The 12,148-nt window shown below is 71.0% G+C and carries 11 protein-coding genes; 6 read left to right on the forward strand and 5 right to left on the reverse strand.

Annotated elements, in window-relative coordinates; genetic code table 11:
- Positions 1-109: 109 nt before the first annotated feature.
- The 5 genes from UWG_RS0123660 to UWG_RS0123680 form a co-directional block, all read right to left on the reverse strand.
- Positions 110-886: a class I SAM-dependent methyltransferase gene (locus UWG_RS0123660; RefSeq protein ID WP_016909678.1), complete on the reverse strand. Its 777-nt coding sequence runs from the start codon at positions 884-886 to the stop codon at positions 110-112.
- Positions 887-963: 77 nt separating this feature from the next.
- Positions 964-2,214 carry a cytochrome P450 family protein gene (locus UWG_RS0123665; protein ID WP_016909679.1) on the reverse strand — a complete coding sequence of 417 codons (1,251 nt, stop codon included), beginning with the start codon at positions 2,212-2,214 and terminating at the stop codon, positions 964-966.
- A gap of 68 nt (positions 2,215-2,282) precedes the next feature.
- Positions 2,283-5,516: an ACP S-malonyltransferase gene (gene fabD, locus UWG_RS0123670; RefSeq protein ID WP_016909680.1), complete on the reverse strand. Its 3,234-nt coding sequence runs from the start codon at positions 5,514-5,516 to the stop codon at positions 2,283-2,285.
- Positions 5,513-6,475, reverse strand: a complete 963-nt coding sequence (locus tag UWG_RS0123675) for a class I SAM-dependent methyltransferase (RefSeq protein WP_016909681.1) — start codon at positions 6,473-6,475, stop codon at positions 5,513-5,515. The genes fabD and UWG_RS0123675 overlap by 4 nt, the downstream gene beginning before the upstream one ends.
- Before the next feature lie 96 nt (positions 6,476-6,571).
- Entirely contained in the window at positions 6,572-8,290 is a 1,719-nt protein-coding gene (locus UWG_RS0123680; RefSeq protein ID WP_237720265.1) for an acyltransferase domain-containing protein, read from the reverse strand.
- Between the two features lie 694 nt (positions 8,291-8,984).
- On the opposite strand from UWG_RS0123680, the gene rpsJ reads away from it, so the two are divergent.
- From rpsJ to rpsS, 6 genes are read left to right on the forward strand one after another with little or no spacing between them, the layout of a single operon-like run.
- The gene (gene rpsJ, locus UWG_RS0123685; protein ID WP_016909683.1) at positions 8,985-9,293 is read left to right on the forward strand and encodes a 30S ribosomal protein S10; all 309 of its coding nucleotides are present in this window, start codon (positions 8,985-8,987) and stop codon (positions 9,291-9,293) included.
- A gap of 14 nt (positions 9,294-9,307) precedes the next feature.
- On the forward strand, positions 9,308-9,952 hold the full coding sequence (gene rplC / locus UWG_RS0123690) for a 50S ribosomal protein L3 (RefSeq protein WP_016909684.1): 645 nt from the start codon (positions 9,308-9,310) through the stop codon (positions 9,950-9,952).
- 8 nt (positions 9,953-9,960) lie between these two features.
- Positions 9,961-10,626, forward strand: coding sequence for a 50S ribosomal protein L4 (rplD, locus tag UWG_RS0123695; RefSeq protein ID WP_016909685.1), 666 nt, complete (start codon positions 9,961-9,963; stop codon positions 10,624-10,626).
- A complete protein-coding gene (rplW, locus tag UWG_RS0123700; RefSeq protein WP_016909686.1) occupies positions 10,626-10,967 on the forward strand; it encodes a 50S ribosomal protein L23 in 342 nt (113 codons plus the stop codon). The genes rplD and rplW overlap by 1 nt, the downstream gene beginning before the upstream one ends.
- A 39-nt stretch (positions 10,968-11,006) precedes the next feature.
- Positions 11,007-11,843 (forward strand): 50S ribosomal protein L2, encoded by an 837-nt coding sequence (rplB, locus tag UWG_RS0123705; RefSeq protein WP_016909687.1) that lies wholly within the window; start codon positions 11,007-11,009, stop codon positions 11,841-11,843.
- Positions 11,844-11,858: 15 nt separating this feature from the next.
- Positions 11,859-12,140, forward strand: a complete 282-nt coding sequence (gene rpsS, locus UWG_RS0123710) for a 30S ribosomal protein S19 (RefSeq protein ID WP_016909688.1) — start codon at positions 11,859-11,861, stop codon at positions 12,138-12,140.
- The last annotated feature ends 8 nt before the right edge of the window (positions 12,141-12,148 follow it).

Raw genomic sequence — 12,148 nt, forward strand, 5'->3', positions numbered from 1 at the left:
CGGCGGTCCTGGGCCGGAGGCGTGGGCCAGGTGAGTCCGCTCGGGGCAGGGAGCGGCGGAGCCCTCCGCGGCCGCCGTCGAGCGTCTTCCGCCGGCGGCCGCGGCCTCGTCAGTCCTCGCCCCACTCCATGTAGATGAGGGGCGACTCACGGTGCGGCAGTTGCCGCAGCCTCGTCCTGCCGAGCTCGGTGAAGTCGTTCAACGCCTTGGTCTCGCCCGGCCACTTGGGGTGCGCCAGTTCGTCGAAGGCGAGGATCGAGCCCTTCGTGAGGTGGGGCCGCACGGCGTCGAGGAGTTCTCTCGTCGGTTCGTAGAGGTCGAGGTCGAAGTAGGCGAGCGCGATGACGGTCTCGGGGTTCTCCGCCAGGTACGCGGGGACCGTCTCGCGCACGTCCCCCTGGACCACGAAGCTGCGCCGCGTGTGGCCGTACGGCTCGTTCGCCTCGTGGGCCTCGAGTACCTCGCGCAGGTGGTCGACCTCCTCCTCGGGGACGGCGAACCTGCCGGGAGTCGCGCTCGCCGTCGCCCGGTCGATCTGGGCGACGTCGGGGAAGCCGGTGAAGGTGTCGAATCCGACCACCCGGCGCAGCGAGTTGTAGGGCTCGTAGATGCTGCGCAGGGCGGTGAGGGCGGCGAGGTGCCGCCCGTGCAGCACGCCGAACTCCATGATCACGCCCGGGACTTCCAGCACCTTCCGGTAGAGCGCGTCCATGGCGAGGAGGTCGGCGAGCTGGGGGCGGCGCAGGTAGACGGGGAGGTTGTCGATCAGGTACTCGGGCGGGATCGGCGTCTCGGCCAGGAGTTTGGTCAGGCGCAGGCGCGAGTCGCGTTCGCCTTCCGACTCGTGCGGCACGGTCTTCGGGTCCCGGTAGACGCTGTCGGTCATCTGGCTCTCGCTCCTCGGACTCTGCTGCCAATCGGACGGTGCTGGTGTCGCGTCGGTCTGCTCTCCCGCGGTGCGCCTCACCGCAGATGCACCGGCAGCCGCTGCATCCCGACGAGGAACCGCGGCGCGAGTTCCTCGGCGGGCGCGGCGAGCCGTACACCGGGGAACCGCTCGAAGAGGCGCGAGAGCGCGATCTCCGCCTGTGCCAGGGCGAGCGAGGAGCCGGGACAGAAGTGCGGCCCGTGGCTGAAACCGAGGTGCTGGTTGGGCGTGCGCTCCAGGTCGAGGGTGCCCGCGGCGGGGAACTGGTCCTCGTCGTGGTTGGCGGTGGCGAGCACCACCAGGACGCCCTCGCCGGCCCCTACGGTCCGCCCCTCGACCTCGACCGGCTCGGTGGCGAACCGTCGGAAGGCATGCTTCACGGGAGTGGCGTGCCGCATCACCTCTGGCAGGGCCGTACGCCACAGGGAGGGCTCCGCCCGCAGCCGCTCGGCGCGTTCGGGCTTCGCGAGCATCAGGCAGGCGCTCTGCGAGATGAACTGCCGTACGGAGTCGTGCCCCGCCTGGATCACCAGCATGGCGAGCGCCAGCAGTTCCCTCTCCGAGATCCGCGTCTCGTCCTCGTCGCGCTTGCGCACCAGCTCGGAGAGGAGGTCGTCCCCCGGCTCCGCCCGCCGCTTGGCGATCAGTTCGGTCAGTACGGCGACGATGCCGCGCAGCGCCGGTCCTGTCTCCTCCGGGGTGGCCGGGTTGGCGCCGCTGAAGGTGCGGGCCGAGGCGAGCCACCTGCGCCTGTCCTCCTCGTCCACGCCGAGGAGTTCGCCGATGACGGAGAGCGGCAACGGGTCGGCGAGCTCCGCGAGCAGGTCGACCTCCCGCTCGGGGTCCAGCCCGTCGAGGAGCCCGCACACCAGGTCGTCGATCCGCGGGCGGAGGGACCGTATGCGCTTCGCCGAGAAGGCGGCGCTCACCAGCGGGCGCACCCGGTCGTGGTCGGGGCCGTCCATCGAGAGCAGCGTCGAGGACATCAGCGGCGCCAAGTCCTCGGGCACGCCCTGGCGCAGCAGTCCGCGCAGGTGCGAGTCGCCCGGTGGGCGGCTGGTGAAGCGCGGGTCGGAGAGCACCTCTCGCGCCGTTTCGTAGCGAGTGACGACGAGGACGGGGGAGCCGTCGAGCGAGCGTCCCGGGCATGCCGCGCGGGGTGCGCTCAGCCACCGGTCGGCGGCCGCGGGGTCGGTGACGAACGCGGGGTCGGAGAGGTCGTACTCGACTCCGTCCGGCTGGGGTCCGCCTGCGCAGGCCGGTTCCGACCGGGCTGTCTCCGTCATGGTGCCGCCTTTCTTCGGTCTTCCGGTTCTCCGATGCCGCCGGCCGGAGCCGGAAGCACCGCGGCGGGTCAGCCGGTGATCCGCGCCGCGCCTTCCATGATTCGGCGGCCGATCTCGGCCGCGTGCCGCTGCTTCCACTCTTCGAGGTCCGTGCCGCGCAGCCACTCGTTGCAGGCGCCCATCGCCGGCCCGCAGAAGACCTGGAAGTCCGCCTCGCGCCCCGGCTCCCCTTCGGCCGCGAGCTGGAGCGCGCGGTCGCAGTACCAGCGGAAGACCAGCGCCATGCGCCGCTTGGGGTCGGACTCCGGCTCCTCCTCGCCCTGCTCCGCCGCCCGCGCCCTGGCCTGTGCGTAGACGGTCTCGAACGACGCCTGGAAGTAGCGCTGTTCGATGTCGGACCGGACGCGGGGCGCGATGCTCTCCCAGTCGTCGTGGGTGCGCCACAGGTCGTAGAGCTTGTTGGCGCGGGCGTGGAAGAGCACGCCCTTCTTCATCACCCGGGCTCGCCCGCCCAGTTCGAAGAGATCGCCGAAGGGGGCGTAGGCGGTGTCCCGTACGTCCAGGTTCTGGAGCATGTCCTTGACCCGGCCGCCGAAGCCGCTCTCCACCGTGCAGGCGTTGACCGAGCCGGTCAGCACGAAGTCGGCGCCGAGGACGAAGGCGGCTGCCGCGGCCTCCGGTGTGCCGATGCCGCCGCCCGCGCCCACCCGCACCGTTCCGGACGCCGGGTTCTCGGCCGCCGCACGCTCGCGCAGCCGCCGCACCGAAGGCAACAGGGCCGGCAGGAGGCCCAGTTCGGTGTAGCCGCCCGAGTCGCCCATGGCGCAGACGTCGTCGGCCATCGGCAGGGACTCGGCGGCTTGCGCCTCCTCGGTGCTGAGCGCGCCCTCTGCGAGGAGGCGTTCGACGATCCGCGGCGGCGCCGGCCTGAGGAACAGCATCGCGGTTTCGGGATGGGTGACCTTGGCGAGCAGCCGTTGCGGGGCGTGCACGCTGCCACCGCGCAGTTCGGCGCCGTGCAGCCGGTAGCGCACCAGCTCCGGGGTGATCTGCACGTAGGCGGAGGTCTCCAGCGCACGCACGCCCTCCCGCAGCGCGGCGTCGACCACCTCCCGTTCGGCCCGGCGGCCGAACGGGCTGTACGTCAGGTTGACGCCGAACGGAGCAGCCGCACCGAGCTGTTGACGCACCTGGCGGATCGCCGAGCCGAGCTGCTGCCCCGTCAGCCCGCTGCTGCCGAGGAAGGAGAGGAACCCGGCGCGCGCCAGCGCGACCACGAACTCGGCCGAGCCCACCTGCTGGTGCAGTCCGCTCGCCGCGTACGCGTACTCCACCCCGTGCGCCTCGCGGAAGGCCGCGGCACCCAGCTCGCGCGCCTCCCGTCTCGCCGCCACTGGTGCGTGCGCGGCGGGTGCGGGAGCGGGCGGCGCCGCGGTCTCCAGCAGCGGGGTGGCCTCCGACTGGATCTTCGCAACGAGCTTGGTGAGAACGCTGCCGGGGCCCAATTCCCTTGCCTCAGGAGCCCCCTGCGCCATGAGGTAGCGGATGCTGTCGGCCCACCGCACCGGGTGGTCTATCTGCCGCCGCAGCTTCTCCCCGACCTCCGCCGCACCGCCGTACGGCCTGGCGTCGACGTTGGCGATCACCGGGATCTTCGGCGCGCTGAAGGCGAACCCGTCGAGGAAGCGGCCGAACTCCTCGGCGGCGCCCGCCATGTAGCGGCTGTGAAAGGGGGCGCTGACGTTGAGCGCCGCGCATCGGGCGCCGTCCTCCGTGAAGAGCGGCAGCGCCCGCTCCACCTCCTCCCGCGGTCCGGCGATCACCGTCTGGGAAGGGGCGTTGATGTTCGCGATGTCGATCGCGTCGAGCCGGTGCTGCCGCAGCAGTTTGCCCACCGCTTCGGCGTCGCGTCCCGAGACCGCCGCCATCGTGCCGCCATCCGCGCGGCCCATCAGCTCGCCGCGCTTGCTCACCAGCCGCAGGCCGGTCTCGAAGTCGAAGACGCCGGCGGCGAAGAGCGCCGCGTACTCGCCGAGGCTGTGGCCGAGCACGTAGTCGGGGAGACGCTCGCCCTCCTGCAACGACGCCAGGTGGGAGAGGACACTGACCACGTAGAGCGCCGGCTGGGTGTACTCGGTCCTGCGGAGCAGCCGCTCGGGGTCGTCGACGCAGAGTTCGCGGACCGAGTATCCGAGGATCGCGTCCGCCTTCGCCGTCAACTCGGGGAACTGGCGGAAGAGTTCCTCTCCCATGCCCTTGATCTGTGATCCCTGGCCGGGAAAGAGGTGCACCCGAAGGGTGTTTTCAGTCATGTGTTCCGCCTTCGGTCGGGACGCGGCTGCCGGTGGCCCGTCGCGACGCTGGTGCTCCAGTACCTTCTCGAACAGGGAGCCGTCCTGCGAGAAGGGCGAGAGCAGCGGCAGAGCGACGGAGGCCGACCCCGCCGGCAGCAGCGGCGTGATCAGGTTCGCCATCGAGCCCGAAGGGCCCAGGTCGAGGTAGCGGTGGCGGTCCTCGCGCAGCAGCCCGTCGAGCACCGGGCGGACGTCGAAGCGGTGCCGCATCGCCCGCCAGAGGTGCTCGGCGTCGAACCGTGCCACCTCCCCGCCCGTCGTGCAGGAGAGCACCGGGATACGGGGAGGGCGGAAGGTGAGCGTGCCGATCAGCGACGTGAACTCCTCGGCGACGGCGTCGATCGCGCTGGAGTGGAAGGCGAAGGGCACGGGCAGCCGCTGGAACAGGATGCCCTCGCCTGCGAGGTACGCCTCGGCGCGGTCGAGTTCGTCGGCGGTCCCCGCCAGGACGAAGTTGCCCGCCGAGTTGACGGCGGCGAGCTCGCACCGCCGGTGGAGCGCGGGCGCCCGGTCGAAGAGTCCGGGGTCGGCGAGCACCGCCAGCATGCCGCCCGGCGGGCAGTGCTTTTCGAAGATCTCCACCTGGCGCAGGAGGAGCAGCAGGCACTCTTCCGGATCGACGACGCCCGCCACCGCCGCCGCCGCCGTCTCGCCGAGGCTCGCGCCGACCACGGCGTCCGGCTCGACGCCCTGCGCGACGAGTGCGGTCGCCAGGGCGTACTCGGTCATGAAGATGGCCGGTTGGCTGTCGGCGAACCGGTCCATCGGCTCGTCCACGGGTGCGCCGTGCATCCTCTCCACCACCGAGTCGCCGCGCTCCTCGCGGACGACGGCGTCGAGGCCGAGCAGCGTGCGCCGGAAGACCTCGTCGTGCTCGCGGAGCCAGGAGCCCATCCGGTGGTACTGCGAGCCCTGGCCGGCGAAGAGGAAGACGTTGCTGAGCGTCATGAGTCCGGCTTCTCCACCTTCCTGGCGACGAGGTGCCGGTAGCTGTCCGGCAGCGGATGGCCCGAGGGCAGCACCCCGGCCTTCTTCAGCGCCTTCGCCAGCCCGCTGTCCTGGTAGCCGGCGAACTTGGCGCCGAAGAGGGCCCTCCGTGACTGCTGCTGGAGGACGCGCGCGGGCACGGACATGCGCTGCGCGGCGAAGGCGCGGTGGAACAGGCTGCCGGGCGTGAAGCGGCGCCGGATGGCCGCTCTCGTCAGCTCGGAGATGTCCTGCTCGTGGACCCAATCCAGGCCCGGTGTGCGTTCCTTGAGCTGGAGCAGTTGCTCGTGTCTGGCGTGCGTGAAGCTGTCGATGTACGAGAAGTGGCCGCCGGGCTTGAGCACCCGGGTGACCTCGGCGAGGAAGCGGCCGAGATCGGGATAGGTGTGCGAGCTCTCGATGTTGACGACGATGTCGAGTTCGCCGTCCTCGAACGGCAGGTTCTCCGCGTCGCCTTGCAGGTAGCGCAGCCGGTCGCCGCGGGAGAGGCGGCTGTCCGCGCGCTCCACCGCAGCGGAGGAGAGGTCGACGCCGACCATCCGGGCGTCGAAGAGGCGGGAGAGGAAGTTCAGCCCCTCGCCGAGGCCGCAGCCGACCTCCGCCACGGCGAGGCCCTGGTAGTCGTCTCGCGCGAGGGGCAGTTCGCGGAGGGCGAGGTAGTACATCTGCTCGGAGTAGCCGTCGGTGTCGCGTGTACCGAAGCCCGGTATCCGGCCGCGGATCTCCTTCTCCAGCGCGTCGTCGTGGACGCCCCAGTTCCAGATGTCGCCCTTCGCGGCACCCACAGCCGCCATGTCGTAGATCGACCGCGTCGCCCGCTTGAACCGCTCGCCCGACTCGGGGCCCGGACCACCGGCCTCCCGCGCGTGGTTGATCGTGCGAAGCCCTTCAGCGAACTCTCCGAAGACTTTGGGAAGCACCAGTTTTTCCTCTCCTGAACCCGGGCGGAACACGGTCGTGTTCGTACGTCGTCCACGCGTCGCATCCCTCCGGCGGGCGCCTCGGCGGCCTGCGACTCACGCTCCTCGCGCCTCCTTCCTCCGGGCGAAGAGGCCGGGTGCGACCGCCCGTTGGTAGGTCGTCAGCCGGCGCCGCGCGGAGGCGGCTGCCGGCGACGCCCTGCCGAGGGAGCGCAGGGCTTCCCGAGACGCGAGCATGGAGCGCAGCTCCGCCCTGCGGCGCCCGGAGACGAGGACGTGGCCGGTCTGCCCCGCGTGCTCCAGGCACTCCCGGATCGAGTCGTCCAGCACGGGATGGCCGCTGATTTCGAGGAAGACGTCGTGGCCCCCGCGGCGCAGCGATCCCACGGCGGACGCGAAGCGGACGGGCCTGCGCAGATTCCGGAACCAGTAGTCGGCCGTCAACTCGGGCCCCTGGACGCGCTCCAGCGTCACCGTCGAGTACATCGGCACCGCGGCCTGCCGCGGCCGGAGGCCGCCGAGCGCCGCCGACAGGTCGTCGCGCAGCTCCTCGACGAACGGACTGTGCGAGGGCGCGGTGTCCTTGACCTGCTTGCAGTAGATGTCGCGCGCCTCCAGCGACCGCAGGAGCCCGTCCAGAGCCCGACGGTCACCACTGAGCACGGTCGTCGAGGGGCTGTTGTACCCGGCGACGCTCACGGGCCCGTCCGCCTCTTCCGCCTCGCGCGCCGCGGCATCGCCGGGCAGCTCGACGACCGCCATCGTGCCCCGGTCGCCGATCCGCTCCAGCAGCGCGCTGCGCCGGCACTGGATCGTCGCCGCGTCCTCGAGCGGCAGCGCGCCCGCGACGTGCGCAGCCGCCACTTCCCCCATGCTCTGGCCCACCACCGCGTCCGGCTCAACGCCCCACGAGCGCCACACCGCGGCGAGCGCCACCTGCACGGTGAACAACGTGGGTTGCAGCACGTCCGATCTGCGTAGTCGCGGTTCGGCCGAGTCGAGCGCCAACTGCTCGGCGACCGACCAGCCGACCTGAGCCCGGATGACCGCGTCGCACCGCTCCACCGCTTCCCTGAACGCCGGCTCCCTGCGCAGCAGTTCCCTGCCCATGCCGAGCCACTGGTGCCCCTGCCCGGCGAACGCGAAGACGACCTTGTGCCCGGCGGCGCCTTCGGCGCGCGGTGCGCCGGGCGGCTCCAGGCGCACCGAGACGCTCGTACGGTCGGCGCCCGTGGCGTGCACGGAGCACGGGAGGCTCCCCGAGCCCGTCGCTCCGAGCAGCTCGACGATCCTGGCGAGGCCGGCGAGCGGGCCGCCGCTCGCCGGCGGCGAGTCGTACGCGGAGCCGCCGTCGAGGGAGGCGGACGTCCAGGGCAGGACGGCGAGCACGCGGTCGCCGTCCTGGCGCGCATCGCCCAGCCGCTTCAGCGCCACGACCGCGGCCCCCGCGCCCCCGTCCGCCGCACCGCTGCCCGCCACCGCGGCGAGAGCGGCCCGGCACTCGCCGAGCCGTACGCTCTGCCACGCCAGGCGGAGCGGCAGCAGCCCGGGGCAGCGGTCGGCGTCGAGCACGGTGACGGGCCCGCGCCGCGCTTCGCCGAGGGGCGGTGCCGTCCCGCTCGCCGTCGAGCCGAGGCCGAGGAAGAGGCCGCGGCTGTCGGCGGAAGGCCCGCCGGACGGCAGGGCCTCGGCGGCTGCTGCGGCGAGCAGGCGACTGAGGGACGCGTTCTCGCTCGTCATGCCGCCGCTCCGCGCGGCCTGGTGCTCCGGCGGCCGGTACCCGGTACCGATGACGGCCACCGAATCGGGCGGCATGGTCACTTCTCGACACCTTTCCACGAGCGCGCTCGCCCAGGTTGGGCTCTCCCGCCGCACGCTAGTGAGCCGCCGGAACGCCATGACACCCGTGACAACCCCTATATCTGCCGGGCCCCACGCGGAGGCTGGGGGCGGCCGGGCGGGGGAGCAGGGGCGGTGAGGGGGCGGGTGCGCCGGGGCCGCGGCGGAGCGGACGAGGAAACCGGCGTGGTGTAGGGGCCACTCGTGGCCCCTACGTGCTGTCCCGCCGCCGGGGGAGCGAGAGGCCCCGGCTGTCGTCCTGGCGGGCGCGGGTGTGTTAGGACTGGTCCGCGGTCCGACTCCCGAGCACGTGTTCTCCGCCGCTGGCCAGTGCATCTACCTGGTTGGCGTGAGTCAGTTGGCCTGTGGCACACTGTCCAGGTTGCTCGGTTGAGTGCCGATGCTGCACGCCTCCCGCCGGGAGGACCGGAAGCGAGTCCCACGTATTCGTCACCCCTTATCAGAGGTGGAAGTACGGGAATCTTCCGGGAAGTGTGGGAGGGGCTTCCAACCAGGCACCCGGTGGCTTTCTGCCCCCAACTCCCCTGTAGGGAAACCTCGTCGGGGACATCCATGAGAAGGGCGACGACACGCCCGACCGCGTGGGTCGGCAGGGCAGCAAGGCGCAAGGGTTCCAGAGCGTGACGAGAGACAGGACTACGAAGTAGCCATGGCGGGACAGAAGATCCGCATCCGGCTCAAGGCCTACGACCACGAGGTCATCGACAACTCGGCGAAGAAGATCGTCGAGACGGTGACCCGCACTGGTGCGTCGGTCGCGGGCCCGGTGCCGCTGCCCACAGAGAAGAACGTGTACTGCGTCATCAAGTCGCCGCACAAGTACAAGGACGCGCGCGAGCACTTCGAGATGCGTACCCACAAGCGTCTGATCGACATCCTCGACCCGACGCCCAAGACCGTTGACTCGCTGATGCGCCTGGACCTTCCGGCCGGCGTCGACATCGAGATCAAGCTCTGAGGGGCGGGAAGAAGATGGCTAAGCAGATCAAGGGCGTCCTGGGCGAGAAGCTCGGCATGACCCAGGTCTGGGACGAGCAGAACCGCGTCGTCCCCGTGACCGTCGTCAAGGCCGGCCCGAATGTGGTCACCCAGGTCCGCACCGCAGAGGCGGACGGCTACGAGGCCGTCCAGATCGCCTTCGGCGAGATCGACCCGCGCAAGGTGAACAAGCCCCTCAAGGGCCACTTCGCCAAGGCGGACGTCACTCCGCGTCGCCACCTCGTGGAGCTGCGCACCTCCGACGCCGGCGAGTACTCGCTCGGCCAGGAGATCAGCGCCGACACCTTCGAGGCGGGCATCAAGGTCGACGTCACCGGCAAGTCGAAGGGCAAGGGCTTCGCCGGCGGCATGAAGCGGCACGGCTTCCATGGCGGCAAGGCCAGCCACGGTGCGCACCGCATCCACCGCAAGCCGGGCGCCATCGGCGGCTGCGCCACTCCTGGTCGTGTCTTCAAGGGCACGAAGATGGCCGGCCGGATGGGCAACGAGCGGGTCACCACCCAGAACCTGACCGTCCACGCTGTTGACGCGGACAAGGGCCTGCTGCTCATCAAGGGCGCTGTCCCCGGTCCGAACGGCGGCCTCGTCCTGGTCCGTAGCGCGGCCAAGGGGGCCTGAAGGTAACCATGAGCACCGTTGACATTCTTTCGCCGGCAGGCGAGAAGGCCGGGACCGTAGAGCTCCCGGCAGAGATCTTCGACGCGCAGGTCAGCGTTCCGCTGATCCACCAGGTCGTCGTGGGTCAGCTGGCCGCTGCCCGCCAGGGCACGCACAAGGCCAAGACCCGCGGTGAGGTCCGCGGCGGCGGCAAGAAGCCGTACCGCCAGAAGGGCACAGGGCGCGCACGTCAGGGCTCCGTCCGCGCACCGCAGTTCGCCGGCGGTGGCGTGGTGCACGGACCCGTTCCGCGCGACTACTCCCAGCGGACCCCGAAGAAGATGAAGGCAGCCGCGCTCCGCGGCGCCCTCTCCGACCGGGCGCGCAACGACCGTATCCACGTCGTGAACGGCGTGGTCGAGGGCGAGGCCTCCACCAAGGCCGCGCGGACGCTCTTCGGCAAGATCAGCGAGCGCAAGCAGCTCCTGCTCGTCGCCGAGCGCTCCGACGAGGCCGCGTGGCTCTCCGCCCGCAACCTGCCCCAGGTGCACATCCTGGAGCCGGGCCAGCTGAACACGTACGACGTGCTCGTCTCCGACGACGTGGTCTTCACGAAGGCCGCCTTCGACGCCTTCCTGGCGGCGAGGACGCCGGCCGCTTCGCATGGGGCTGAGCTCGAAGGGAGCGACGCCTGATGGCCGCAGGGGCCGACACCCGGACCACCGGTGTGACCAGCAAGACCCTCACGGACCCCCGTGACCTGCTGATCAAGCCGGTCGTCTCGGAGAAGAGCTACGCGCTGCTCGACGAGAACAAGTACACGTTCCTCGTCGACCCGCGCGCCAACAAGACCCAGATCAAGCAGGCCGTCGAGGCGGTCTTCGAGGTCAAGGTCACCGGGGTCAACACGATCAACCGGCAGGGCAAGCGCAAGCGCACCCGCACCGGTTACGGCAAGCGCGCGGACACCAAGCGCGCCATCGTGACCCTCGCCGAGGGCGACCGTATCGACATCTTCGGCGGCCCGACCTCCTGAGGGAGGTCTGGTCGTCCGATATCGGACGAGGACTGAGAAATGGGTATCCGCAAGTACAAGCCGACGACTCCTGGGCGTCGTGGCGCCAGCGTCGCCGACTTCGTCGAGGTCACGCGGTCCACGCCGGAGAAGTCGCTGGTCCGCCCGCTGCACAACAAGGGCGGCCGTAACAACGCCGGTCGTGTGACCGTTCGCCACCAGGGCGGTGGCCACAAGCGCGCCTACCGAGTGATCGACTTCCGTCGTCACGACAAGGACGGCGTGCCCGCGAAGGTCGCGCACATCGAGTACGACCCCAACCGCACCGCGCGCATCGCGCTGCTGCACTACGCCGACGGCGAGAAGCGCTACATCCTGGCGCCCGCCGGCCTGAAGCAGGGCGCGCGTGTGGAGAACGGGCCGAACGCCGACATCAAGTTCGGGAACAACCTCCCGCTGCGGCACATCCCCGTCGGCACCGTGATCCACGCCGTGGAGCTCCAGCCCGGCGGCGGCGCCAAGTTCGCCCGCTCCGCCGGTGCTTCGGTGCAGTTGCTGGCGAAGGAGGGCCGCATGGCCCACCTCCGTATGCCGTCCGGCGAGATCCGGCTGGTCGACGTCCGCTGCCGCGCCACCGTCGGCGAGGTCGGCAACTCCGAGCAGTCGAACATCAACTGGGGCAAGGCGGGCCGCATGCGCTGGAAGGGCGTCCGCCCGACCGTGCGCGGTGTCGTGATGAACCCGATCGACCACCCGCACGGTGGTGGTGAGGGCCGCACCTCCGGTGGCCGGCACCCGGTGTCGCCGTGGGGCCAGAAGGAGGGGCGTACCCGCTCCCCGAAGAAGGCCAGCAACAAGTACATCGTCCGCCGCCGCAAGACGAACAAGAAGCGCTAGGAGGCGGGGTTTTCGATGCCGCGCAGTCTCAAGAAGGGGCCCTTCGTCGACGGCCACCTCATCAAGAAGGTGGACACCCAGAACGACGCGGGCACCAAGAACGTCATCAAGACCTGGTCTCGCCGCTCGATGATCGTCCCGGCCATGCTGGGCCACACGATCGCGGTGCACGACGGCCGCAAGCACGTCCCGGTGTTCGTCACCGAGTCGATGGTCGGCCACAAGCTCGGCGAGTTCGCGCCGACCCGCACCTTCCGCGGCCACGTCAAGGACGACCGCAAGTCGCGGCGTCGCTGACCGGCGGG

Source organism: Streptomyces xiaopingdaonensis, from assembly GCF_000262345.1.
Taxonomy (GTDB): domain Bacteria; phylum Actinomycetota; class Actinomycetes; order Streptomycetales; family Streptomycetaceae; genus Streptomyces; species Streptomyces xiaopingdaonensis.

What these genes read in the sequence shown, in the direction of transcription:
- UWG_RS0123660 (WP_016909678.1), bottom strand. Translation starts at nt 886, where the DNA reads ATGACCGACAGCGTCTACCGGGACCCGAAGACCGTGCCGCACGAGTCG.
- UWG_RS0123665 (WP_016909679.1), bottom strand. Translation starts at nt 2,214, where the DNA reads ATGACGGAGACAGCCCGGTCGGAACCGGCCTGCGCAGGCGGACCCCAG.
- fabD (WP_016909680.1), bottom strand. Translation starts at nt 5,516, where the DNA reads ATGACGCTCAGCAACGTCTTCCTCTTCGCCGGCCAGGGCTCGCAGTAC.
- UWG_RS0123680 (WP_237720265.1), bottom strand. Translation starts at nt 8,290, where the DNA reads ATGCCGCCCGATTCGGTGGCCGTCATCGGTACCGGGTACCGGCCGCCG.
- rpsJ (WP_016909683.1), top strand. Translation starts at nt 8,985, where the DNA reads ATGGCGGGACAGAAGATCCGCATCCGGCTCAAGGCCTACGACCACGAG.
- rplC (WP_016909684.1), top strand. Translation starts at nt 9,308, where the DNA reads ATGGCTAAGCAGATCAAGGGCGTCCTGGGCGAGAAGCTCGGCATGACC.
- rplD (WP_016909685.1), top strand. Translation starts at nt 9,961, where the DNA reads ATGAGCACCGTTGACATTCTTTCGCCGGCAGGCGAGAAGGCCGGGACC.
- rplW (WP_016909686.1), top strand. Translation starts at nt 10,626, where the DNA reads ATGGCCGCAGGGGCCGACACCCGGACCACCGGTGTGACCAGCAAGACC.
- rplB (WP_016909687.1), top strand. Translation starts at nt 11,007, where the DNA reads ATGGGTATCCGCAAGTACAAGCCGACGACTCCTGGGCGTCGTGGCGCC.
- rpsS (WP_016909688.1), top strand. Translation starts at nt 11,859, where the DNA reads ATGCCGCGCAGTCTCAAGAAGGGGCCCTTCGTCGACGGCCACCTCATC.